General features: G+C 68.1%; 23 protein-coding genes and 1 riboswitch. Of the genes, 18 read left to right on the forward strand and 5 right to left on the reverse strand.

The genetic code is table 11. The annotated features are described in order from the left end of the window. Positions 1-121: 121 nt before the first annotated feature. Together rbp (AC1RDS_RS15695) and rbp (AC1RDS_RS15700) are read right to left on the reverse strand one after the other, a co-directional pair. Entirely contained in the window at positions 122-646 is a 525-nt protein-coding gene (gene rbp, locus AC1RDS_RS15695; RefSeq protein ID WP_092697793.1) for an RNA-binding regulator, read from the reverse strand. Between the two features lie 264 nt (positions 647-910). Continuing rightward, complete coding sequence (gene rbp, locus AC1RDS_RS15700) at positions 911-1,285, reverse strand: RNA-binding regulator (RefSeq protein WP_287877067.1); 375 nt, start codon at positions 1,283-1,285, stop codon at positions 911-913. Between the two features lie 239 nt (positions 1,286-1,524). Further along, a riboswitch (yybP-ykoY riboswitch) is annotated at positions 1,525-1,708 on the forward strand. Between the two features lie 19 nt (positions 1,709-1,727). On the opposite strand from rbp (AC1RDS_RS15700), the gene AC1RDS_RS15705 reads away from it, so the two are divergent. The 6 genes from AC1RDS_RS15705 (at position 1,728) to AC1RDS_RS15730 (ending at position 7,036) form a co-directional block, all read left to right on the forward strand. Further along, the gene (locus tag AC1RDS_RS15705; RefSeq protein ID WP_026435618.1) at positions 1,728-2,291 is read left to right on the forward strand and encodes a TMEM165/GDT1 family protein; all 564 of its coding nucleotides are present in this window, start codon (positions 1,728-1,730) and stop codon (positions 2,289-2,291) included. Between the two features lie 143 nt (positions 2,292-2,434). Further along, positions 2,435-3,637 carry a homoserine O-acetyltransferase MetX gene (metX, locus tag AC1RDS_RS15710; protein WP_492227156.1) on the forward strand — a complete coding sequence of 401 codons (1,203 nt, stop codon included), beginning with the start codon at positions 2,435-2,437 and terminating at the stop codon, positions 3,635-3,637. Next, positions 3,634-4,218 carry a methionine biosynthesis protein MetW gene (gene metW, locus AC1RDS_RS15715; RefSeq protein ID WP_092697795.1) on the forward strand — a complete coding sequence of 195 codons (585 nt, stop codon included), beginning with the start codon at positions 3,634-3,636 and terminating at the stop codon, positions 4,216-4,218. The genes metX and metW overlap by 4 nt, the downstream gene beginning before the upstream one ends. 112 nt (positions 4,219-4,330) lie before the next feature. Next, on the forward strand, positions 4,331-4,456 hold the full coding sequence (locus AC1RDS_RS15720; RefSeq protein WP_492227157.1) for a hypothetical protein: 126 nt from the start codon (positions 4,331-4,333) through the stop codon (positions 4,454-4,456). Between the two features lie 90 nt (positions 4,457-4,546). Further along, positions 4,547-6,037: a M20 family metallopeptidase gene (locus tag AC1RDS_RS15725; RefSeq protein WP_492227158.1), complete on the forward strand. Its 1,491-nt coding sequence runs from the start codon at positions 4,547-4,549 to the stop codon at positions 6,035-6,037. 108 nt (positions 6,038-6,145) lie between these two features. Beyond that, positions 6,146-7,036, forward strand: a complete 891-nt coding sequence (locus AC1RDS_RS15730) for an alpha/beta hydrolase (protein ID WP_492227159.1) — start codon at positions 6,146-6,148, stop codon at positions 7,034-7,036. Between the two features lie 57 nt (positions 7,037-7,093). On the opposite strand, the gene AC1RDS_RS15735 is transcribed toward AC1RDS_RS15730, so the two are convergent. Beyond that, complete coding sequence (locus tag AC1RDS_RS15735; protein ID WP_287877066.1) at positions 7,094-8,278, reverse strand: MFS transporter; 1,185 nt, start codon at positions 8,276-8,278, stop codon at positions 7,094-7,096. A 204-nt stretch (positions 8,279-8,482) separates the two neighbouring features. Here AC1RDS_RS15735 and ubiU point away from each other — a divergent pair, with 204 nt between their 5' ends. The 11 genes from ubiU to AC1RDS_RS15790 all read left to right on the forward strand — a co-directional run bounded on the left by ubiU (position 8,483) and on the right by AC1RDS_RS15790 (position 19,031). Then, positions 8,483-9,526, forward strand: a complete 1,044-nt coding sequence (ubiU, locus tag AC1RDS_RS15740) for a ubiquinone anaerobic biosynthesis protein UbiU (RefSeq protein ID WP_092697800.1) — start codon at positions 8,483-8,485, stop codon at positions 9,524-9,526. Between the two features lie 190 nt (positions 9,527-9,716). Continuing rightward, positions 9,717-10,631 carry a U32 family peptidase gene (locus AC1RDS_RS15745; protein ID WP_287877065.1) on the forward strand — a complete coding sequence of 305 codons (915 nt, stop codon included), beginning with the start codon at positions 9,717-9,719 and terminating at the stop codon, positions 10,629-10,631. A gap of 45 nt (positions 10,632-10,676) precedes the next feature. After that, positions 10,677-11,180, forward strand: a complete 504-nt coding sequence (gene ubiT / locus AC1RDS_RS15750; protein WP_026435609.1) for a ubiquinone anaerobic biosynthesis accessory factor UbiT — start codon at positions 10,677-10,679, stop codon at positions 11,178-11,180. After that, a complete protein-coding gene (locus AC1RDS_RS15755; RefSeq protein ID WP_492227160.1) occupies positions 11,177-11,599 on the forward strand; it encodes a putative zinc-binding protein in 423 nt (140 codons plus the stop codon). Before ubiT ends, AC1RDS_RS15755 begins: the two co-directional genes overlap by 4 nt. Continuing rightward, positions 11,592-12,188: a UbiX family flavin prenyltransferase gene (locus tag AC1RDS_RS15760; RefSeq protein ID WP_492227161.1), complete on the forward strand. Its 597-nt coding sequence runs from the start codon at positions 11,592-11,594 to the stop codon at positions 12,186-12,188. Before AC1RDS_RS15755 ends, AC1RDS_RS15760 begins: the two co-directional genes overlap by 8 nt. A 59-nt stretch (positions 12,189-12,247) precedes the next feature. Further along, positions 12,248-13,735: a 4-hydroxy-3-polyprenylbenzoate decarboxylase gene (gene ubiD / locus AC1RDS_RS15765; protein ID WP_492227186.1), complete on the forward strand. Its 1,488-nt coding sequence runs from the start codon at positions 12,248-12,250 to the stop codon at positions 13,733-13,735. Positions 13,736-13,833: 98 nt separating this feature from the next. After that, positions 13,834-14,472, forward strand: coding sequence for a TetR/AcrR family transcriptional regulator (locus AC1RDS_RS15770; RefSeq protein WP_492227162.1), 639 nt, complete (start codon positions 13,834-13,836; stop codon positions 14,470-14,472). Then, positions 14,469-15,632 (forward strand): efflux RND transporter periplasmic adaptor subunit, encoded by a 1,164-nt coding sequence (locus AC1RDS_RS15775; RefSeq protein WP_492227163.1) that lies wholly within the window; start codon positions 14,469-14,471, stop codon positions 15,630-15,632. Before AC1RDS_RS15770 ends, AC1RDS_RS15775 begins: the two co-directional genes overlap by 4 nt. Next, positions 15,629-16,831 (forward strand): ABC transporter permease, encoded by a 1,203-nt coding sequence (locus AC1RDS_RS15780; RefSeq protein ID WP_492227164.1) that lies wholly within the window; start codon positions 15,629-15,631, stop codon positions 16,829-16,831. The genes AC1RDS_RS15775 and AC1RDS_RS15780 overlap by 4 nt, the downstream gene beginning before the upstream one ends. 15 nt (positions 16,832-16,846) lie before the next feature. After that, positions 16,847-17,557 (forward strand): ABC transporter ATP-binding protein, encoded by a 711-nt coding sequence (locus AC1RDS_RS15785; protein ID WP_092697808.1) that lies wholly within the window; start codon positions 16,847-16,849, stop codon positions 17,555-17,557. Positions 17,558-17,576: 19 nt separating this feature from the next. Continuing rightward, positions 17,577-19,031 carry an efflux transporter outer membrane subunit gene (locus AC1RDS_RS15790; RefSeq protein ID WP_492227165.1) on the forward strand — a complete coding sequence of 485 codons (1,455 nt, stop codon included), beginning with the start codon at positions 17,577-17,579 and terminating at the stop codon, positions 19,029-19,031. A 39-nt stretch (positions 19,032-19,070) separates the two neighbouring features. Here the strand turns inward: AC1RDS_RS15790 and AC1RDS_RS15795 are convergent, their stop codons facing one another. Further along, the gene (locus AC1RDS_RS15795; RefSeq protein ID WP_492227166.1) at positions 19,071-19,808 is read right to left on the reverse strand and encodes an SOS response-associated peptidase; all 738 of its coding nucleotides are present in this window, start codon (positions 19,806-19,808) and stop codon (positions 19,071-19,073) included. A 197-nt stretch (positions 19,809-20,005) separates the two neighbouring features. Here AC1RDS_RS15795 and AC1RDS_RS15800 point away from each other — a divergent pair, with 197 nt between their 5' ends. Then, positions 20,006-21,295, forward strand: a complete 1,290-nt coding sequence (locus AC1RDS_RS15800) for an acyl-CoA dehydrogenase family protein (RefSeq protein WP_492227167.1) — start codon at positions 20,006-20,008, stop codon at positions 21,293-21,295. A 16-nt stretch (positions 21,296-21,311) separates the two neighbouring features. Here the strand turns inward: AC1RDS_RS15800 and AC1RDS_RS15805 are convergent, their stop codons facing one another. Continuing rightward, entirely contained in the window at positions 21,312-22,049 is a 738-nt protein-coding gene (locus AC1RDS_RS15805) for a 16S rRNA (uracil(1498)-N(3))-methyltransferase (protein WP_492227168.1), read from the reverse strand. Between the last annotated feature and the right edge of the window lie 72 nt (positions 22,050-22,121).

A 22,121-nucleotide genomic window follows, 5' to 3' on the forward strand; every position in this document is an offset into this window, starting at 1 on the left:
AAAATAAAAAGGGAACGTGAAACACGTTCCCTTTTTACTGCCAATCAGATCAAGCCAAGCTTAACTGACTGGCATTGCCCCGAAGGGGCCTTCCGCTCAAGACAAACTGCGGGCGAGCGGCTCAGTAACTGTCGCCGCCACCATAGCCGCCACCGCTGCGGCCGCCATTGCGTGAGCCCGTGCCGTAGGGGCTGCGGAAACCGCCCTCGCTGCGTCCACCACCGCCGTAGCCGCCACCATCACCTCGGCCACCACCTCCATAGCCACCGCCGCCGCCTTCACGGCCACCACCGTAGCCACCACCACCGCCACCGCCGTATCCGCCGCCACCACCGCTGCGGCCGCCACCGTAGCCACCACCACCGCCAAAACCTCCACCACTGCGGGGCGGACGTGGCTCCATCGGGCGGGCTTCATTGACAACGATGCCACGGCCTCCCAGGGATTGGCCGTTCATGCCCTGAATGGCCGCCTGCGCTTCGGCATCGCTGCCCATCTCGACGAAGCCAAAGCCCTTGGAGCGACCCGTATCGCGTTCCATCATGACCTTGGCGCTTGTTACGGCACCAAATTGACCAAAGGCCTGTTCCAGATCGCTGTCGCGCACCGAATAAGGCAGGTTGCCGACATACAGTTTGTTGCCCATCACGGGACTCCTCAAAAACACATGGATAAAGCGATGGAGTCCCGAAAACGCAGCCAGTTGATCTCAACGAAGCCTTCAGCGCGAAACCGACGGATCACCGCAAACTTTTAGGCGAGAAAAACCCCGCAAACTGAATATGTCGCACAGTTTTTGGGAAAACGCAAGTGCTTTTGCCCGCTGTGGCAGCAATGCTGCAGCCATGAAAAAAGGAGCCCTGAGGCTCCTTGTTTTCCGGTGGCAGGTGCAAGCACCTGCTGAACGGTCTTAGTAGCTGTTACGGCCACCGCCGTAACCGCCACCACCACCGCCGTAGCCACCGCCGCTACGGCCACCGCCGTAACCGCCGCCGCCATTGCCGCCACCGAAGCCACCGCTACGGGGAGCGCGTGGCTCCATGGGGCGGGCTTCGTTGACCACGAGGTCACGGCCACCGAAATTCTGACCATGCACACCCTGGATGGCGGCTTGTGCTTCGGCATCGCTGCCCATTTCGACAAAGCCGAAACCCTTGGAGCGGCCGGTGTCGCGCTCCATCATGACCTTGGCGCTGCCGACCGAGCCGTACTGGCTGAAGGTCTGCTGCAGGTCTTCGTCGCGGAAAGAGTAGGGCAGGTTGCCCACGTAAAGTTTGTTGCCCATGAAGGACTCCTGAAAAAACATGAAAACGCGATGGGAGTCCTACGCAATCAACAAACCTGTGACGACTTCAAAGACGCGAAACTGACCAATCACCGCTAACTTAACTGCTTTCCTGCTAGGCAGAAAAAGCCAAGCCATTATCAATCACTTTTATGCGCTGCGCGGATATTTATTTCTAAGGAGAAAATTTTCGGGTAGAAAACGTTGTAAGGGATCCGGGGAACACGTTGCACTAAAATAGCGCCGTCTTTGGGGAGTAGCCCGCCCGGTCGCACAAGGCGCCGGGGGCTTGCGTCAACACACTTGGGTTCCCACAACCTATGGCGCACGCGGCTTGTGATGAGCTGGGCGAGACCATTGACTGCATGCCGATCCATTGGCCGGAGTCGGTGTGCGGTCAATGCGTTCACCACCCATCCGGCCGGATCGGACCCCCCTCCCCATGGAAGCCTTTTTTGTTTCTACCGCCATCGTCGCCCTCGCCGAGATGGGCGACAAGACCCAGTTGCTGGCGCTGGTGCTGGCCGCGCGTTTCCGAAAACCCTGGCCCATTGTGCTGGGCATCCTGGTCGCCACGCTGGCCAACCACGGGTTGGCGGGGGCTGTTGGCGCCTGGGTGACCACGTTGGTGGGACCACAGATGTTGCGCTGGATTCTGGGTGCCTCCTTCATTGCCATGGCGGTGTGGATGCTGATCCCCGACAAGCTCGATGAAGGCGATGCCGACGGTTCGCCGCGCTGGGGAGTGTTCGGCACCACGCTGGTGGCTTTTTTCCTGGCCGAGATGGGCGACAAGACGCAGATCGCCACCGTCATGCTGGCGGCGCAGTACAACGCCTACCTGTGGGTGGTGGCCGGAACCACGCTGGGCATGATGCTGGCCAATGCGCCCGTGGTCTGGCTGGGCGACCGCATCACGCGCCTGGTGCCCATCCGCATCGTGCACCTTGTGTCGGCAGCCATTTTCGTGGTCCTCGGGCTGGTGGCGATTTTTGCGCCGGCCTGATGGGCCAGCGTCGCCGCCGGGCGGCCCTTTTGGTATATTTGCCGCACGCGCCGATTTGCCACAGCTTGCGGGCGCTTAATAAATTCTGCTAAAGACCCGTCCGACACATCCCGGCCTCGTTTTTAGCGACGCCGGGTTTTTTTATGTCGTTCATTGCCACACCCCAGACCATGCATTTTCCGGAGGTGCTGCCGCTGCAAAGCGGCGCATCGCTCCGTGATTACCACCTGGCTTACGAAACCTACGGCACCCTCAATGCCGATGCGTCCAACGCCGTGCTGGTGTGCCACGCCCTCAACGCCTCGCACCATGTAGCCGGCGTGTACGAGGGCCAGGACAAGAGCGAGGGCTGGTGGGACAACATGATCGGCCCCGGCAAGCCGGTGGATACCAACCGGCTCTTCGTGATCGGCGTGAACAACCTGGGCTCGTGCTTCGGCTCCACCGGACCCATGCACCTGCACCCGGATACCGGCGAGGTCTACGGTGCCGATTTTCCCGTGGTCACGGTGGAGGACTGGGTCAATGCCCAGGCCCGGCTGCTGGAGCGGCTGGGCATCACGCAGCTGGCCGCCGTGCTGGGCGGCAGCCTGGGCGGCATGCAGGCCTTGAGCTGGACGCTGCAGTACCCCGAACGGGTGCGCCATGCCGTGGTGGTGGCCAGCGCGCCCAACCTCACGGCCGAGAACATCGCCTTCAACGAAGTGGCGCGCCGCGCCATCGTCACCGACCCCGACTTCCACGGCGGCCATTTTTACCGCCACGGCGTGATCCCGAAGCGCGGCCTGCGCATCGCGCGCATGATCGGCCACATCACGTATTTGAGCGACGACGTGATGAACGAGAAGTTCGGCCGCAGTCTGCGTGCCCCCACGCTCCCCGCTTCGCGTGGTTCGCTGTCCCCCGAGGGGACTGGTCCGGCTCGGGGCGGCCCAACGCCGGATCTCCGCGATTATTTGTACAGCACCCAGGACATCGAGTTTCAGATCGAAAGCTACTTGCGCTACCAGGGCGACAAGTTCAGCGAGTATTTCGACGCCAACACCTACCTGCTGATCACGCGCGCGCTCGATTACTTCGATCCGGCGCGCGGCCATGGCGGCGACCTCACCCAGGCGCTGGCACGCGCCACGGCCAAATTTTTGCTGGTCAGTTTCACCACCGACTGGCGGTTTTCTCCCCGGCGCAGCCGCGAGATCGTGAAAGCCTTGCTCGACAACCGACGCAGCGTGAGCTACGCCGAAATCGATGCCCCCCACGGGCATGATGCCTTTTTGCTCGATGACGCCCGTTACATGAACGTCATGCGCTCTTACTTCGATAGCATTGCAAAGGAGCTGGCATGACCGAGAAAACCACGATGCAAGCCATTGCCCGCATGGTTCCACCCGGCTCGCGCGTGCTCGACCTGGGTTGTGGCGACGGCGCCATGCTGTCCTACCTGCAACGCGAACGAGGCTGCAGCGGCTACGGCATCGAGATAGCCGACGCCAACGTGCTGGCCTGCGTGCAGCGCGGGGTGGACGTGATCCAGCTCAACCTCGACGAGGGCCTGGCCATGTTTGGCGACAACTCTTTCGACGTGGTGCTGCAGATCGACACCCTGCAGCACCTGCGCAACGCCGAGGTCATGCTGCGAGAAACCGCCCGCGTGGGTCGCACCGGCGTGGTGGCCTTCCCCAACTTCGCGCACTGGCCCAACCGCCTGTCGGTGCTGCGCGGGCGCATGCCGGTCACGCGGCGCCTGCCCTACCAGTGGTACGACACGCCCAATATCCGCGTGGGCACCTACAAGGATTTCGAGGTGCTGGCGCTCAAGAACCACCTGCGCGTGATCGATGCGTTCGGCCTGCAGGCCGGGCGCACGGTTCGCTGGTGCCCGAACGCGCGGGCGGGCACGGCCGTGTTCCATTTCGAGCACGCCTGATGACCCCCTCATGGCCGCCTCCTTTGCCCACAACCGCTCCGTGGCGCGCCAGGTCATGGATGGCCATTGGCCTGGTGGTGCTGCTCGATTCGATCGGCTTTGTCAGCATGCCATGCACCGTGCCGGTGAAAGCAACCGCACCATGGCGGCGGTGGATGCTCTCGCCGGCGCGCTGATCCGTGCGCTGGACCGCGCTGCGCCGCGCCTCCATCCCGGGGCCGAAGCAGGCCCCTCCTGATACGCGCTCCTCGCCTGGCCACTGAGAACTTGGCGCCTGCATGCACGTTGTGGTCGAATGCGGTTTTCGCAACGCCGCAGGAGCCTGCCCATGAACGCCCGTGCCCCCTCCCAAATCCTTGAACCCGCGCTGGCGCTGGAGCGGATCGGCCAGACATGGGACAGCGACATCCTGCGCCAGCTCACCGAATACATCGCCATTCCGGCCAAGTCGCCCACCTTTGCCCCCGACTGGGCGCAGCAGGGCCTGCTCGACACCGTGGTGCGCAATGCTGCCACCTGGGTCGAGGCGCAGAAGGTGGCGGGCCTGCACCTGGAAATCGTGCGTCTGCCCGGCCGCACCCCGGTGCTGTTCTTCGAGATCGAGGCCACCGAGGCCGCCGCCACCCAGACCGTGCTGATGTATGGCCACCTGGACAAGCAGCCCGAGTTTTCCGGCTGGCGCAGCGACCTCGGCCCCTGGACGCCCAAGTACGAAGACGGCAAGCTCTACGGGCGCGGCGGCGCCGACGATGGTTATGCCGTGTACGCCAGCATCGCCGCCGTGCAGGAACTCCAGCGCCAGAACGTGCCGCACCCGCGCATCGTGGGCCTCATCGAAACCTGCGAGGAAAGCGGCTCGCACGACCTGCTGCCCTACATCGATGCCCTGCGCGCGCGCCTGGGCGATGTGGGTCTGGTGATCTGCCTGGACAGCGGCGCCGGCAACTACGACCAGCTCTGGCTCACCACCAGCCTGCGCGGCATGGCCAGCGGCACGCTCAAGGTCGAGATCCTCACCGAAGGCATCCACTCGGGCGACGCCTCGGGCCTGGTGCCGTCCAGCTTCCGCATCATGCGCCAGGTGCTCGACCGCCTGGAAGACAGTGCCACCGGCCGCCTGCTGCCCGCCAGCTTCCATTGCCAGGTGCCTGCCGACCGCCTGGCCCAGGCCCGTGCCACGGCCGCCATCCTGGGCGACGAGGTCTACAAGCGCTTTCCGTGGGCGCACTACGACTGCGGCGGCTCCACCACCTTTGCGCTGCCCACCACCACCGACCCGCTGCAGGCCCTGCTCAAGCGTACCTGGGAGCCCACGCTCAGCGTGACCGGCGCCGAGGGCTTTCCTGCGCTGCAGGACGCGGGCAACGTGCTGCGCCCCTACACCGCCTTCAAGCTCAGCCTGCGCCTGCCCCCGCTGGTGGACGCTGCCCAGGCCGTGCAGGACTTGAAAGCCCTGCTCGAAGACAACGCGCCCTACCAAGCCCGGGTCACGTTCGACGGGAGTGGCGGCGCCACGGGCTGGAACGCCCCGGCCACTACGCCCTGGTTCGAACAGGCGCTCAATGATGCGTCGCAGGCGCACTTTGGCGCGCCCTGCGGCTACATCGGCCAGGGTGGCACCATCCCGCTGATGAACATGCTCAGCGAGGGTTTTCCGAAAGCCCAGATGATGGTGTGCGGCGTGCTCGGCCCCAAGAGCAATGCGCATGGTCCCAACGAGTTTTTGCATGTGCCCTATGCCAAACGCCTCACCGCCTCGGTGGCGCAGGTGATCGGCGCCATGGCCCGGCAGGCCGCCTCGGAGGCCGCTACGGCCTGAGCACCGGCAGGGCGCGCGCGCCAACCACCCCGGCAATCTGCTGGAACCTCCACCGCAACGCATGCCACCCGTGCACTTCGCTTGCTCCCAACCTTGGTCGTCCCGCCCATGTCTGACGCTGTTGTATCCACCTTGAGCACCTTGACGACCTTCACCGCGGCAGACGGCGAGAACCTGGCCGTGCAGGACTGGCCCCTGATGGAGGGCTCACCCCGCGGCACCGTGCTGCTGGTGCATGGCCTGGGCGAGCATGTGGGGCGGTACGATGCCCTGGCGCGGCGCCTGAATGCCTGGGGCTTTGCCGTGCGGGGCTACGACCAGTATGGCCACGGCGAGTCGGGCGGGCCGCGCGGCGGCCTCACCACGGCCATGCGCCTGCTCGACGATCTGGCCGACATGGTGGACGCCACCCGCGCCCGCATGGCGCCGGGCCAGCCGCTGGTGCTGCTGGGCCACAGCCTGGGCGGGCTGGTGGCGGCGCGGTTCGTGTCGCTGCACCTGCGGCCGGTGGATGGGCTGGTGCTGTCATCGCCCGCGCTGGACCTGGGGCTCAACGCCATGCAAAAGCTGCTGTTGGCCACGCTGCCGCGCATCGCGCCCAACCTGCGCGTGGGCAACGGGCTGGATGCGCAATACCTCTCGCACGACCCGGCCGTGGTGGCCGCCTACCTGGCCGATCCGCTGTGCCATGACCGCATCAGCGGCCGCCTGGCCCGGTTCATGGCCGACGCGGGGCCGGCCACCATGGCGCGTGCCAGGCACTGGGGTGTGCCCACCTTGCTGATGTGGGCGGGTGCCGACCGATTGGTCAATCCTGCTGGCAGCCAGGCCTTTGCCGCGGCGGCACCCCAGGGTGTGGTGCAGTCACATTGCTTTGAGCCCTTGTTCCATGAACTGTTCAACGAAAGCCCTGCGCTGGCCGCGCCGGTGTATGGCCTGCTGCACCAGTGGCTGGTGCGCCATTGCCCGCTGGCACCCCCGGTAGCCGTGGCCGGATGAGTTCAAGCCATATAGGCTTTCCAGAACCCGTGGACGCTGCGGTTGCAGGGCGTGGCCTTAGCGCACCGGCACTGCGCGCCTGCGCTGCAGCGCGAGCCATGCCAGCGCCAGCCCCGTCACGGCGATCGGGACCAGTGAGCCGGCGTTGAGCAGCGTCCAGCCCTGCGTGGTGACCAGCACGCCCGACGAGAACGAGCTGAGCGCCAGCGTGGCAAAAACGCAGAAATTGATGGCAGCCTGGGCACGGTCTTTTTCCTCGGGGCGGTAGGCCGTCAGGGCCAGCGCCGTGGCGCCGGTGAACAGAAAGTTCCAGCCCACGCCCAGCAGGAACAGGGCCACGCCAAAGTGCTGCAGCTCCAGCCCCATCAGCGCAATCACCACGCAGGCGGCATTCAGCAGCACTCCCGCACCCATGACAGCCAGCACGCCAAAGCGCTTGATGAGGTGGCCCGTGAAGAAGCCCGGCGCAAACATGCCGATCACATGCCATTGCAGCACCGTCGCCGCATCGTCAAAGGCGAAGCCACAGACCTGCATGGCCAGCGGTGTGGCGGCCATCAGCAGGTTCATCACGCCGTAGCCCAGGGCGGCGCCCAGCACCGCCACGATGAAAGCCGGTTGCCGCATCAGTTCGGCCAGGGGCCGGCCTTGGGCGGGCAGGCCTGCCGCGTCGAGCACCGGTGGCTGCGCCTCGAAGCGGATGGCGGCCATGCAGGCCATGGCGATGAGCGCCACGCCCATCAGTGCGATGTAAGCCCCCGCAAAAGGCACGGGGAACAGCGTGCGCGTGGCGCTGGCCAGATTGGGGCCCGTGACGGCGCCCAGCAGGCCACCGGCGAGCACCAGTGAAACGGCCTTTTCGCGGAAAGCAGGCAGCGACAGTTCGGCGGCCGCAAAGCGGTAGAGCTGGCCGTTGGCGCTGTAGTAGCCTGCCACCAGGGTCGCAGTGCACAGCAGCCAGAAGTTGGCGCTGAAAGCCGCCCAGGCACACAGCGCGGCGGATGCCACCGCCACGGCCAGCCCGATCTGGAACGACACCTGCCGTCCCCAGCGCTTTTGGCTGCGTGCCACCAGCGGGGTGGACAGGGCGCCGCCCACCACATAGCCCATCACGGGCAGCGTGGCCATCCAGCCGAATGGCGCCAGTTGCAGGCCCACCAGGCCGTTGATGGCGATGAAGACCACGTTGTTGGTCAGGAAAAGGCCCTGGCACAGGGCCAGCAGCCAGAGGTTTCTGTTCACGGCGGTTGGGGTGTGGAGATAAAGGGTAGAGCCTACCCGGTGAGCGGGCCCCGCCCGAAAACAGGGACTGCATCAAAGCCCGACGGCATTTGTCTGGCATTGTGGGCTGCAGTTGATGAAGATCAGCCACCCCGTGGCCAGGGACCGCTAAGGTGCCGCCAGTGCCGTGGCTCCATGCCCGGAGCCGGCCATTGATCGTTTGCCATGGAATCCCTGAACCCTACTGCGGCGCCCCCTGCGGCGCCAGCCCTTGAACTGGTCTGCCCCGCCGGCAGCCTGCCGGCCCTGAAGGCGGCGGTGGACAACGGTGCCAACTGCGTCTATCTGGGCCTGCGCGACGCCACCAACGCCCGCAACTTTGCCGGCCTCAATTTCGACGAGGCGGCCATCGCCAATGGCATCCGCTACGCGCACGAGCGTGGCTGCAAGGTGTTCATGGCGCTCAACACCTACCCGCAGGCGTCCGACCCCGCACCCTGGCGCAGCGCCATGGACAAGGCGGTGGACCTGGGCGTGGACGCCGTCATTCTGGCCGATCCCGGGCTCATGCAATACGCCGCGCAGCGCCATCCGCAGCTGCGCCTGCACCTGTCGGTGCAGGGCTCGGCCACCAACTACGAGGCCATCAACTTCTACCGCGAGCAGTTCGGCATCGTGCGCGCCGTGCTGCCGCGCGTGCTGTCGATGGAGCAGGTGCGCCAGGTCATCGACAAGACGCCGGTGGAGATCGAGGTGTTTGGTTTTGGCAGCCTGTGCGTGATGGTCGAGGGGCGCTGCGCGCTGTCGTCCTACGTCACGGGCGAATCGCCCAACACGCATGGCGTGTGCTCGCCGCCGAAGGCAGTGCGCTGGCAGGAGACGCCGCAGGGCCGCGAGTCGCGCCTGAACGGCGTGCTGATCGACCGCTACGCACCCGGCGAGAACGCCGGCTACCCCACCTTGTGCAAGGGCCGCTTCGACGTGGGCGACGACGAGAACTACTACGCCATCGAAGAGCCCACCAGCCTCAACACGCTGGAGCTGCTGCCCCAGCTGCTGAAAATCGGTGTGCGCGCCATCAAGATCGAAGGCCGCCAGCGCAGCCCCGCGTATGTGGCGCAGGTCACCAAGGTCTGGCGCGAGGCCATGGACCAGTGCCTGGCCAATCCCCACCGCTACGCCCCCAAGACGACCTGGATGGCCAGCCTCGACCAGGTGGCCGAGGGCCAGCAGCACACGCTGGGCGCCTACCACCGCCCCTGGAAATGAGGAACAACCCCCTGAGGCGCTTCGCGCCTTCCCTTCTCTCGCCTCGCTTGCGCGATGCGGGAAGGGGGACACCGCCAGCGCGGCGGGGCGGCCCTTGCGCGGCGGTCGCTGGCCTGAGCCGCGCCAGATTCGAACTCAGTGAGCCGCTTTGGCGCCTGGCTACCACGATGAAAACCTTAGAGATCGCCCCATGAAACTCTCTCTCGGCCCGCTGCTGTACTACTGGCCGCGCGAAACCATCTTTGCTTTTTATGAGGCCATGGCCGCCACGCCGCTCGACGTGGTCTATCTGGGCGAAACCGTGTGCTCGCGCCGCCATGAGTTGCGCCTGGCGGACTGGCTGGACATCGCCCGCATGCTGCAGGACGCAGGCAAGCAGGCCGTGCTGTCCACGCAGGTGCTGATCGAGTCGGGCTCGGACGTGAGCGTGCTGCACAAGATCGCCGCCAATACCGACTTCACCGTCGAGGCCAACGACATGGGCGCGGTGCGCTGCCTGTCGGGCCAGCGCCCCTTCGTGGCCGGCCCGCACCTGAACCTGTACAACGCGCCCTCGCTGCAATGGATGGCCCAGCTGGGCGCCAGCCGCTGGGTGATGCCGCTGGAGATGGCGCAGGATGCGCTGGCCGCCATGCTGGGGAACCGCCCGGCCGGGCTCGAAACGGAAGTGTTCGCCTACGGGCGCATGCCATTGGCCTACTCGGCGCGCTGCTTCACCGCGCGCCATCGCAACCTGCCCAAGGACGACTGCCGCTTCAGCTGTATGGACCATGCCGACGGCCTGACGCTGCGCACGCGCGAGAGCGAGGATTTCCTCGTGCTCAATGGCACGCAGACGCAATCGGCCCGCGTCTACAACCTGGCCAACGAGCTGGCCGCGATGGGCGCCATGGGTGTGGACCTGGTGCGGCTGAGCCCGCAGGCGCAGCACATGGCGCAGATCATCGCGCTGTTCGACGAAGCGCGCGGGCCGGCGCAGCCCGCCAGCGTGGACTATGTCGAGCGCATGCAAGCCTTCATGCCCGACCAGCCCTGCAATGGCTACTGGTTTGGCCGTCCCGGTCTGGAGCAGGGGCATGCCGCAAGCCATGCGCCTGGCTCCTGATGTTCACCGTGCTTTTCACCCTGGCCCGAGTGCCACTCCCACGCCATGGCTGCTTCTTCTGATCTTCTGGTGGTTCCCGCTCCGGTGGGGGCCTTGCTGTCGCGCCTGCCCGCCTACCCCGGCTCGCTGCTGCTGGTGACCGCGCTCAACCTGGCGCTGGCCCGGCACCTGCCCGCCGATGTGGGCCAGTTGATGCTGCACAAGAAGATGCGCGTGCAGGTGCGCGATGCGCGCCTGACGTTCGACTTCGCCTGGACCGGCCAGCGCTTTGCGCCCCAGGCCCCGCTGGTGGCCCCCGCCGTGGCCGACCTGACGCTGAGCGCCACCGCCCACGACTTTCTGCTGCTGGCCCAGCGCCAGCAAGACCCCGATACCCTGTTCTTCAACCGCCGCCTGTCCATGGAGGGCGACACCGAACTGGGCCTGGTGGTGAAGAACGCGCTCGACGCCATCGAGCTGCCCGTGCTCGATCCGCGCCAGTGGACGCCACGCCAGGTGCTGGGCCGCCTGCGCCAGCGCATGGATTCCGCGCGCAGCGCCGGACGATGACCATGGCCGCCGATCCCAGCCACCCCCTGGTCTATTCCTGCTCCGGCTGCTCCAGCGCCGCGCAGCTGGCCAACCACGTGGCGCTGCAGCTCGACAGGCACGGCGTGGCCGAGATGTCGTGCATCGCCGGCGTGGGCGGCGACGTGCCGCACCTGATGAAGATCGTCCGTTCGGGCCGGCCCATCATTGCGCTCGACGGTTGCCCGCTGGTCTGCGTCAAAAGCACGCTGGCGCGCCATGGCATCAGTGCCGACAGGCATTACCAGCTGCAGCAGTACGGCGTGAAAAAGCGCACGCACGAAGACTTCGATCCCGTGCAGGCCGCGCTGGTGCTGGAGCAGGTGGAGGCCGACCAGATGGCGCAGCCCCTGCAACGCCCGGCGCTGCGGCCCGCCGCCGTGGAGCCCTCGCATGGCTGATGCCCAACGCCCGCGCCGCGTCATCGTGGCCATCTCGGGCGCCAGCGGCGCCGTGTATGGCGCACGCCTGCTGCAGGTGCTGCAGGGCCAGAGCGGCATCGAGACGCACCTGGTCGTGTCGGATGCCGGCTGGCGCAACCTGCGGCACGAGCTCGACATGGACCGCCCCACCGTGGAGGCCCTGGCGCACCGCGTGCACGATGTGGCCAACGTGGGCGCGGCGATTGCGAGTGGCTCGTTCCAGTGCCACGCCATGGTGGTGGCACCCTGCTCCATGCGCACGCTGGCGGCCATTGCCCATGGCCTGGCCGACAACCTGCTCACGCGCGCCGCCGATGTGGCGCTCAAGGAACGCCGCCGCCTGGTGCTGATGGTGCGCGAATCGCCGCTGCACCTCACGCACCTGCGCAACATGGTGGCGGTGACCGAGATGGGCGCCATCGTCTGCCCGCCGCTGCCCGCCTTCTACCTGCGCCCGCAGACCGTGGGCGAGGTGGTGGACTACAGCGTGGCGCGCGCGCTCGACCTCATCGACGTGGCGCACGACCTGGCGCCGCGCTGGGAGGGGTTGGCGGCAGATGCTCCATAAAATCCCTCTGCACCACTCCCTGCGCCTGGCGGCCTGTTGGTTCAAATATGGGTACTGAGATGGCCTACCGCGACCTGCGCGACTTCATGGCCCAGCTCGAAGCCACGGGCGATCTGCGCCGTGTTGCCGACCCCGTATCTCCATACCTGGAGATGACCGCGCTGAGCGACCGCGTGCTGCGCGCCGGTGGCCCCGCGCTGCTGTTCACGCAGCCCACGGGCCACCGCATGCCCGTGCTCACCAACCTGTTCGGCACGCCCGAGCGCGTGGCCCGGGCCATGGGTGTGGCCGACCTGCGCGGCGTGCGTGCTTTCGGTGAGCTGCTGGCCACGCTCAAGGAGCCCGAGGCGCCCAAGGGCTTCAAGGACATGCTGGGCATGGGCCACTTGCTCAAGACCCTGTGGAACATGGCGCCGCACACCGTGGGCCGGGGCGCGCCCTGCCAGCAGGAGGTGTGGGAAGGCCCCGATGTCGACCTGGCCCGCCTGCCCGTGCAGCATTGCTGGCCGGGCGACGTGGCGCCGCTCATCACCTGGGGCCTGACCATCACGCGCGGCCCGCGCAAGGCGCGGCAGAACCTGGGCATCTACCGCCAGCAGGTGATCTCGCGCAACCAGCTCATCCTGCGCTGGCTGGCCCACCGGGGCGGGGCGCTGGATTTCCGCGACCACTGCGCCACCCACCCCGGCCAGCCCTATCCCGTGGCCGTGGCGCTGGGCGCCGACCCGGCCACGCTGCTGGGCGCCGTCACGCCCGTGCCCGATTCGTTGAGCGAATACCAGTTCGCGGGCCTGCTGCGCGGCGCCCGCACCGAGGTCACTCCCGCGCTGGGCGTGCCGCTCACGGTGCCAGCCACGGCCGAGATCGTGCTCGAAGGCCATATCCAGCCCGATGCCAACCATGCGAGCGGCTGGCAGCATGCGCTCGAAGGTCCGTACGGCGACCACACCGGCTACTACAACGAGTGCGCCGAATTCCCCGTGCTCACCATCGACCGCATCACGTTGCGCAAGGACGCGATCTACCACAGCACCTACACCGGCAAGCCGCCCGACGAGCCCGCCGTGCTGGGCCTGGCGATGAACGAGCTGTTCATTCCGCTCCTGCAAAAGCAGTTCCCCGAGATCGCGGACTTCTACCTGCCGCCCGAAGGCTGCAGCTACCGCATGGCCGTGGTGAGCATCCGCAAGGCCTACGCGGGCCACGCCCGGCGCGTGATGATGGGCGTGTGGAGCCACCTGCGCCAGTTCATGTACACCAAGTTCATCGTCGTGGTGGACGACGATGTGGACGTGCGCTCATGGCCCGAAGTCATCTGGGCCATCACCACCCGCATGGACCCGGTGCGCGACACCATGATGGTGGAGAACACCCCCATCGACTACCTCGACTTCGCCTCGCCCGTGAGCGGCCTGGGCAGCAAGATGGGGATGGACGCCACCAACAAGTGGCCCGGCGAGACCCAGCGCGAGTGGGGGCGGCCCATGGCCATGGACGCCGCCGTGCAGGCGCGCATGGACGGGCTGTACCAGGCGCTGGGGTTGTAAGGGCAACCAGGGTCGATACCACCGGCGACCCGGTTTTCTTTCCAGATGACATCGTTCACAAACAGCGATAAGATAGTAATAGATTACTTACTTTCATCATGAAAAAAACCGCCACCGAGGCCGCTCCGCCCAGACACCTGCCTGCCGACGAACGCCGTGCCGTCACCGTCGAGGCCGTGGTGGCGCTGGCGGCCACGCAGAACCCGAGCGAGATCACCACCTCGGCCATCGCCCGGCACATGCGCCTCACGCAGGGCGCGCTGTTCCGGCACTTCCCGAACAAGGACGCCATCCTGCAGGCGGTGATGGATTGGGTGGCCACGCAGCTGCTGGCGCGCATCGACCGCGCGGCCGAGGGCGCGGCTTCGCCCCTGGCGGCGCTGCGGGCCATGTTCATGGCGCATGTCGCCTTCGTGGCCGAGCACCCAGGCGCGCCGCGCATCATTTTTGGCGAACTGCAGCGCGCGGGCGATACGCTTCCCAAGCAGATGGTGCAGACGCTCATCACCAGCTATGGCATGCGCCTGCAAGGCCTGATCGCGCAAGGCCAGGCGCAGGGCGAGGTGCACGCGGGGCTGGATGTACCGGCGGCGGCCACGTTGTTCATCGGCACCATCCAGGGCCTGGTGATGCAGTCGCTGATCACCGGCGATATGCAGCGCATGCGCAGCGATGCCCCCCGGGTTTTTGCCATCTACCAGCGCGGCATTGCGTCCGCCAGCGAAAGCACACGATGAAAAAATTCCCATTGCAAGGCCGCACGCTGGCGCTGCTGGCCGTGGTGGTGCCCCTGCTGGCGCTGTTCGTCTATGTGGTGCTGCGCTCGGGCCCGCTGGCCCCGGTGGCGGTCACGCTGGCCCAGGTCGAGCGCAAGGCCCTCGCTCCGGCGCTGTTTGGCGTGGGCACCATCGGCGCCCGCACCACCACCAGAATCGGCCCCACGGTGGCCGGGCGCATCCAGCGGCTGCATGTGGGCGTGGGTGATGCTGTCCAGGCCGGGCAGGTGCTGGGCGAGATGGATGCGGTCGATCTGCAAGACCGCCTGCAGGCCCAGGAGGCCGCGCTGCAGCGCGTGCAGGCCAGCCTGCGCGAGGCCCAGGCACGCCAGGCCCACGCGCAGGCGCAGGCCACACGCTATGCGCAACTGCTGGCCGTGCGCTCGACCAGCGAAGAGCTGGCCGCCGCCAAGCAGCAGGAGCTGCAGGTGGCCGATGCGGCCGTGGCCGCCGCGCAGGCCGAAGCGGTGCGCGTGCGTGCCGAGCGCGCCGCCATCGTCACGCAGCGGCGCCATCTGCGCCTGGTGGCGCCCGCCGCTGGCCTGGTGACGCTGCGCTTTGCCGACCCCGGCACCACCGTGGTGGCGGGCCAGGCGGTGGTGGAGGTGGTGGACCCCGCCAGCCTGTGGATCAATGTGCGCCTGGACCAGATCAACGCGCATGGTCTCAAGGCCGGCCTGCCGGCACAGGTGGTGCTGCGCTCGCGCGCGGGCCAGGCGCTGGCGGGGCGCGTGCTGCGCGTCGAGCCGCTGGCCGACGCCGTGACCGAGGAAACGCTGGCCAAGGTAGTGTTCGAGGCCCTGCCTTCGCCCCTGCCGCCGCTCGGTGAACTGGCCGAGGTCACCATAGCCCTGCCCGCGCTGGCGGCGCAACCCGTGCTGCCCAATGCCGCCGTGCAGCGCGGGGGCGGCCAGACCGGCGTGTGGCGCTGGACCGATGGCAAGCTGCAATTCGCGCCGGTGCAATTGGGCAGCGCCGACCTCGACGGCCATGTGCAGGTGCTGCAGGGGCTGGACGAGGGCGACCAGGTGGTTGTCTACAGCGAAAAACCCCTGAGCGCGCGCAGCCGCATCCGGGTGGTGGAGAGTCTGGCCAAGGGCGCCACCAAGGGCGCACCATGATCAGCCTGTCCGGCCGCGACATCCTGCATGCCTGGGGCAAGTTTGTCTTCACCGGCGTGGGCCTGGGCCTGCTGATCGGGGTGACGCTGACCATGGCCGGGGTGTACCGGGGCATGGTGGACGACGGCAAGGCGCTGCTCGACAACAGCCGCGCCGACATCTGGGTGGTGCAGAAAGACACGCTCGGGCCCTATGCTGAATCGTCCAGCCTGCAGGACGACCTGTACCGCGGCATCCTGGCGATGCCCGGCGTGGCCCAGGCCGCGAACGTCACCTACCTCACCACGCAGGTGCGCAAGGGCACAACCGATGTGCGCGCCATGGTGGTGGGCATGGCGCCGGGCCCGGCGGGCGTCACGCCGGGCTGGCCGCCATACCTCGTGGACGGGCGCCAGGTCACGCGCGGCCACTACGAAGCCGTGGCCGACGTGGCCGCCGGCTTTCAGCTGGGCGAGCGCCTGACGGTGCGGCGCAACCACTACACCGTGGTCGGGCTGACGCGGCGCATGGTGTCCTCCAGCGGCGACCCGATGGTGTTCATCCCGCTCAAGGATGCGCAAGAGGCGCAGTTCCTCAAGGACAACGACGCCATCTGGCACAGCCGCCGCCGCACCGAGGCCAACCCCGCCTTCAACCGCCCGGCGGTGCCCGGCCTGCTCGACGCCGTGATCGCCTCGCAAAGCACCAATGCCTTCGTCAACGCCGTGCTGGTGACCGTGCAGCCCGGCGCCGCCCCGCACGAGGTGGCCCAGGCCATCCAGCGCTGGAAGCGGCTCACGGCCTACACGCGCCCGCAGATGGAAGAAATCCTGGTCAGCAAGCTGATCGCCACGTCGGCGCGGCAGATCGGCATGTTCCTGGCCATCCTCGCCGTGGTCAGCGCCGCCATCGTGGCCTTCATCATCTACTCGCTCACGATGGACAAGATCCGCGAGATCGCCGTGCTCAAGCTCATTGGCACGCGCAACCGCACCATCGCCGCCATGATCCTGCAGCAGGCGCTGGCGCTGGGGGTGATCGGCTTCGTGGTGGGCAAGATCTCGGCCACGTTTGCCGCCCCCTTCTTTCCCAAGTACGTGCTGCTCATGCCCATGGATTCGGTGGCCGGCTTCTTCGCCGTGCTGGGCATCTGCGTGATCGCCAGCGTGGTCGCCATCCGCATGGCGCTGCGGGTGGACCCGGCGCAGGCCATAGGCTGATAGGAGGGTGATGCCATGAGCGCCAAAGGAATCCGCGTGGAAGGCCTGAGCAAAAGCTTTGGCAAGGGCGACACCGCCGTGCACGCCCTGAAAGACGTCAATCTGCAGGTCAGCCCCGGCGAGGTGGTCGGGCTGGTGGGGCCGTCGGGCTCGGGCAAGAGCACGCTGCTCAAGTGCCTGGGCGCCGTCATCGATCCCACCGCCGGGCGCATGGTGCTGGGCGACGAGGTGATCTACGACAACGGCTGGCAGGTGCGCGACCTGCGCGCGCTGCGGCGCGACAAGATCGGCTTTGTCTTCCAGGCGCCCTACCTGATTCCGTTTCTGGACGCCACCGACAACGTCGCCTTGCTGCCCATGCTGGCCGGCGTGCCCAACGCCGAGGCCCGTGCCCGGGCGCTGGAGTTGCTCACCGCGCTCGATGTGCAGCACCGCGCGCGCGCCATGCCGGCCCAGCTCTCGGGCGGCGAACAGCAGCGCATCTCGATTGCCCGCGGCCTCGTCAACCGCCCGCCCGTGATCCTGGCCGACGAGCCCACCGCGCCCCTGGACAGCGCGCGCGCCCTGGCCGTGATCCGCATTCTCAACGACATGGCGCGCCGGTTTGAAACCGCCGTCATCGTGGTCACGCACGACGAAAAAATCATCCCCACCTTCCGGCGGATTTACCACATCCGCGACGGCGTGACGCACGAGGAAGCGGGCGAAGGCCGCAGCCTTGCATAACCCCCCACAAGGAAACGCCATGGCAAAGACAACGCAGCGCAGCGCCCGTGCCCGGCTTGCGCTGGCCGCTGCCGCCTGTGCGGCGCTGCTGGCCGGTTGTACCACCGGGCCCGACTTTCACCCGCCGGCCGCGCCCGACAGCGTGCAGATTTCCGCGCAGGGGCCCGCACCCCACCCGGCGGCCGCCATCGACCTGGCCGCGCCGTGGTGGCAGCAGTTGGGCTCGCCCCCCTTGAACCAGCTGATCGGCCAGGCGCTGGCAGCCAGCCCCACGCTGGCTGCCGCCGAGGCCACGCTGCGCCAGGCGCAAGAGATGCAGGCGGCGCAGGCCGGCGCCACGCAACTGCCCCGCGTCGATGCCAGCGCGGGCGCCCAGCGCCAGCGCATCTCGCCCAGCGCGCAAGGCCTGCCGGGCGAAGGGCGCAGCTTTGACCAGTACAGCGCCAGTCTCGGCGTGCGCTACACGCTCGACCTGGCCGGCGGCAACCGGCGCGCCCTGGAGGCCCTGGGTGCCCGCACCGACTACCGGCGCTACCAGCTCGAAGGCGCGCGGCTGAACCTGGCGGCCAGCATCGTCGGCACCGCCATCACGCAGGCACGGCTGGCGGCGCAGATCGAGGCGCTGCAGGCCATCGTGCAACTGCAAGACGAGCAGCTGCACCTGGCCGGCCAACGCCTGCGCCTGGGCCAGGCCGCGCACAGCGAAGTGCTGGCGCTGCAGGCGCAGGTGGAGCAAACACGCGCCAGCCTGCCGCTGCTGCGCCAGCAGCACCAGCAAGGCAGCCACCTGCTGGCCACGCTGGCCGGGCGCGAGCCCACCGCGCAGGGGCTGCCCCGGTTCACGCTGCACGATTTCACGCTGCCGGCCGATCTGCCGCAGGCCATTCCTTCCGGGTGGGTGCGCCAGCGCCCCGACATCCAGGGTGCGCAGGCGCTGCTGCATGCGGCCACGGCCGATTACGGCGTGGCCGTGGCGCGCCTGTACCCGCAAGTCAACCTCAGCGCCAGCCTGGGCTCGCAGGCGCTGACCACGGGCGCCCTGTTTGGCGGCGGCGCCGCCGTGTGGAGCCTGATCGGTCAGATCACGCAGCCCTTGTTCAACCCCGCGCTGCCGGCCGAGAGGCGCGCTGCGCTGGCGGCGCTGGACGCCGCCGCCGCCAACTACCAGGGCGTGGTGCTGGAGGCCTTGCGCAGCGTGGCCGATGCGCTGCACGCGCTGGACACCGACGCCCAGGCGCTGGCCGCGCAGGCCGCTGCCGATGCCGCCGCGCAGGGCAGCCTGCAGTCGGTGCAGCGGCAGTACGCACTGGGTGCGGCCAGCTACTTGCAGCTGCTCAGTGCCCAACAGCAGGCGCAGCAGATCCGCACCGACCTGGTGGCGGCCCAGGCGCGGCGCCTGCTGGGCAGTGCCACGCTGTACCAGGCCGTGGGCGCGGGCTGGGCGGGCGCGCAGGAGCCCGACGACGGCAGCTGAACGGCTGCTGCGTCGGGCGGGGCGGCCCGCAGATCGGAATCAGCCCAGCCAGCCCTTGGGCCGCTTGTCGGCCTTGTTCTCCACCGGGTTGGCCAGCAGCCGCTCTGCCGCGTATTGCCGCATGAACTCCTTGGCCTTGTCGGGCCGGGCCGTGAGCCAGGCGTCGTAGGCGCCTTCGTTCAGGATGGCGGGCATGCTCTTTTCGCTGCCGGGCTGGCCGTAGCGGCGCAGCAGGGCGTGGTTGTTGGCGTTCACCGTGAGCAGGCAGTAGCTGACGATGACGTCGCCATCGGTGCCCTGCCAGCGTGCCCACAGGCCCGCCACGCCCATCGGCTTGCCGTCCACGCGGGCAACCCGGGTGGGCACGGCCTTGCCGCTGCGCAGATCGTCTTCATAGAACGCGGCCATGGGCACGATGCAGCGCTGGCCGTTCAGCCAGGCATCGCGAAACGCCGTGCCCGTGGAGGCCAGGTCGGACTTGGCATTGACCAGCTTGGGCGCGCGCAGCTTCGCATCCGACGCCGACTTGACCCAGTGCGGCACCAGGCCCCACTGTGCGGGCACCAGCACGCGGGTGGTGGCGGCGCTGGCATCGGTGGGCGTCTCGGGCGCCGCGCCCGGTGCTTGCGCCAGTGCCGCCGCAGTGGCTGCATGCACGATGAAGAAGCCCGGCTTGCGCGGCCACAGGTGGCGTTCGCCCAAGGCATGCGGGGGCTCCACCGCAAAAGCCTCGCGGTAGGTGTCCGCATGCTGCAGGGTTTCGTAATGGGTGCTCATGGGGCGATGGTACCCGCGCCCTGAGCAGGCTGGAAGCAAAAAAGTCCTCTAGCACCTGTTGAATAAGCGCTTGCAGCTATCAAAATAAAAGCGAATTAAGTAGCACACAGGCCCGCAAGCTTGCTGCCGCTGATGTGCATCAAGGCCCGTGTCGCCTGCGTTTTGACGCGCACCGGCGGTGTTTTCACAATGCCGGCATGGACTTCGCACCTTCCCCCCTGGCCCGGCAACTGCATGAACGCCTGCTGGCCTTCATGGACCGCTACCTGCTGCCCTACAACGCCGCCTGGCACGCGGCCGTGCAGGCGGGCGACTACCCGCCGCCTTTTCTGGAAGACCTCAAGGCCCTGGCCCGCGAGGAAGGCCTGTGGAACCTGTTCTTGCCCACGTTGCGGGAAGACGAGCCCGGAACGCGCCTGTGCCACCTCGACTACGCGCCGCTGGCCGAGGCCATGGGCCGCCTGCCCTGGGCGCCCGAGGTCTTCAACTGCCACGCGCCCGACACCGGCAACATCGAGCTGCTGCACCGCTTTGCCACGCCCGCGCAGCGCGCCGCGTGGCTGGTGCCGCTGCTGGGCGGCCAGATGCGCTCGGCCTTTGCGATGAGCGAGCCCGACGTGGCCTCGTCCGACCCCACCAACCTGCAGACCATGGTGCGGCGCGAGGGGGACGACCTGGTGCTCAGCGGCCGCAAGTGGTTCATCACCGGCGCGGCGCACCCGCAGTGCCGACTGCTCATCGTGCTGTGCCGCAATGCGGATGCCGACGAAGCCGACAGCCACCAGCGCCACAGCATGGTGCTGGTGCCCACCGACGCACCCGGTGTGCAGATCGTGCGCAACATCCCCGTGCTGCACCACCACGCGCCCGAAGGGCATTGCGAGATCATGCTCCAGGGCGTGCGTGTGCCCGCCCACCACCTGCTGGGCGCCTGGGGCGCCGGCTTTGCCATGGCCCAGGCGCGCCTGGGGCCGGGGCGGGTGCACCACTGCATGCGCACCATCGGCCAGTGCGAGCTGGCCCTGCAACTGGCCGCCGGGCGCGCGCTGGAGCGCACGGCGTTCGGCAAGCCGCTGGCCGATCAGGCCAATGTGCAGGAGTGGATCGCCGAGTCGCGCATCGAGATCGACCAGGCGCGCCTCTTGGTGCTGCACGCCGCCTGGCTGCTGGACCAGGGCAGCGCTGCGGACGTGCAGCAGACCCGCGCCCAGGTCGCCGCCATCAAGGTGGTGGCCGCGCGCCTGCAGCAGCGCGTGGTGGACCGTGCCATGCAGATCTTCGGCGCCATGGGCCTGTCGCCCGACACGCCGCTGGCGGCCTTCTGGACCTGGGGCCGCGCCCTGCGCCTGATGGACGGGCCCGACGAGGTGCACCTGCGCAGCGTGGCGCGGCACGAGCTGGACCGTGCGCGCGCGGGCCTGGGCGATGCGGCGGCTTACTTCACCACGCCCGAGCAGTTGCGTGCGCCGCCCCATCTGAGCGCCTGAAGCACGGGGCGGGCGATCAGGCCAGCGTCAGCGCCGCCAGGGCCGCCAGCGGCGCGGTTTCGGCACGCAGCACGCGTGGCCCCAGGGTGACGGGCGCAAAGCCCTGCGCCAGGGCCAGGTCTTCTTCGGTGGCGCTCAGGCCACCTTCGGGGCCCGACAGGAATACCACCGCACCCGCAGCGGCGGCGGCATGCAGCGGCCCGGTGCCGGCGCGCAGTGATAGCAGCAGGCGCGCGCCCTGCGCGGGCGCTGGCGGGTGGGCGCGCAGCCAGCCGGCCAGGTCCACCGCGCCATGCACCACGGGCACGCGGTTGCGCCCGCACTGCTCGCAGGCGGCCACGGCCACGGCCTGCCAGTGGGCGATTTTCTTGTCGGCGCGCTCGCCCTTGAGCTTGAGCACGCTGCGCTCGGCCACCAGCGGCGTGATGCTGGCCACGCCCAGTTCGGTGGCCTTTTCCACCAGCCAGTCCATGCGCTCGTTGGCGGTGATGCCGGCCAGCAGGTGCACGGCGCGCGGTGCCTCGCGTTCGATGGCGTGGTGGGTGCCGACCAGCACGCGCACATCGCTGCGGCCCATGCGCAGCACGGTGGCGTCGAATTCGCCGCCGGGGTCGCCCGCGCCCTGGCCGCCATGGAACAGCGTGATGCCGTCGCCCGGCTGCAGGCGCAGCACCTGCACATGGCGCGCGGCGCCCGGGGGCAGGTCGATTTCGGCGCCGGTGGCCAGGGGTGACGGGCAGTGGAAACGGGGCATATGCTACTTATTTAATAGCTGCAAGCGCTTTTTCAATCAGCGCTAAAGCCATATTTCTCTTGAAGCTTCAGG

The organism is Acidovorax sp. GW823-FHT02H02, from assembly GCF_058797075.1.

Coding starts and splice junctions, on each gene's coding strand:
- ubiT (WP_026435609.1), top strand. CDS start 10,677: ATGGCTGCTTCTTCTGATCTTCTGGTGGTTCCCGCTCCGGTGGGGGCC.
- AC1RDS_RS15780 (WP_492227164.1), top strand. CDS start 15,629: ATGATCAGCCTGTCCGGCCGCGACATCCTGCATGCCTGGGGCAAGTTT.
- AC1RDS_RS15805 (WP_492227168.1), bottom strand. CDS start 22,049: ATGCCCCGTTTCCACTGCCCGTCACCCCTGGCCACCGGCGCCGAAATC.
- metX (WP_492227156.1), top strand. CDS start 2,435: ATGTCGTTCATTGCCACACCCCAGACCATGCATTTTCCGGAGGTGCTG.
- AC1RDS_RS15770 (WP_492227162.1), top strand. CDS start 13,834: ATGAAAAAAACCGCCACCGAGGCCGCTCCGCCCAGACACCTGCCTGCC.
- AC1RDS_RS15725 (WP_492227158.1), top strand. CDS start 4,547: ATGAACGCCCGTGCCCCCTCCCAAATCCTTGAACCCGCGCTGGCGCTG.
- AC1RDS_RS15755 (WP_492227160.1), top strand. CDS start 11,177: ATGACCATGGCCGCCGATCCCAGCCACCCCCTGGTCTATTCCTGCTCC.
- ubiD (WP_492227186.1), top strand. CDS start 12,248: ATGGCCTACCGCGACCTGCGCGACTTCATGGCCCAGCTCGAAGCCACG.
- ubiU (WP_092697800.1), top strand. CDS start 8,483: ATGGAATCCCTGAACCCTACTGCGGCGCCCCCTGCGGCGCCAGCCCTT.
- AC1RDS_RS15745 (WP_287877065.1), top strand. CDS start 9,717: ATGAAACTCTCTCTCGGCCCGCTGCTGTACTACTGGCCGCGCGAAACC.
- metW (WP_092697795.1), top strand. CDS start 3,634: ATGACCGAGAAAACCACGATGCAAGCCATTGCCCGCATGGTTCCACCC.
- AC1RDS_RS15800 (WP_492227167.1), top strand. CDS start 20,006: ATGGACTTCGCACCTTCCCCCCTGGCCCGGCAACTGCATGAACGCCTG.
- AC1RDS_RS15730 (WP_492227159.1), top strand. CDS start 6,146: ATGTCTGACGCTGTTGTATCCACCTTGAGCACCTTGACGACCTTCACC.
- AC1RDS_RS15705 (WP_026435618.1), top strand. CDS start 1,728: ATGGAAGCCTTTTTTGTTTCTACCGCCATCGTCGCCCTCGCCGAGATG.
- rbp (WP_287877067.1), bottom strand. CDS start 1,285: ATGGGCAACAAACTTTACGTGGGCAACCTGCCCTACTCTTTCCGCGAC.
- AC1RDS_RS15790 (WP_492227165.1), top strand. CDS start 17,577: ATGGCAAAGACAACGCAGCGCAGCGCCCGTGCCCGGCTTGCGCTGGCC.
- AC1RDS_RS15795 (WP_492227166.1), bottom strand. CDS start 19,808: ATGAGCACCCATTACGAAACCCTGCAGCATGCGGACACCTACCGCGAG.
- AC1RDS_RS15720 (WP_492227157.1), top strand. CDS start 4,331: ATGCACCGTGCCGGTGAAAGCAACCGCACCATGGCGGCGGTGGATGCT.
- AC1RDS_RS15785 (WP_092697808.1), top strand. CDS start 16,847: ATGAGCGCCAAAGGAATCCGCGTGGAAGGCCTGAGCAAAAGCTTTGGC.
- AC1RDS_RS15760 (WP_492227161.1), top strand. CDS start 11,592: ATGGCTGATGCCCAACGCCCGCGCCGCGTCATCGTGGCCATCTCGGGC.
- rbp (WP_092697793.1), bottom strand. CDS start 646: ATGGGCAACAAACTGTATGTCGGCAACCTGCCTTATTCGGTGCGCGAC.
- AC1RDS_RS15775 (WP_492227163.1), top strand. CDS start 14,469: ATGAAAAAATTCCCATTGCAAGGCCGCACGCTGGCGCTGCTGGCCGTG.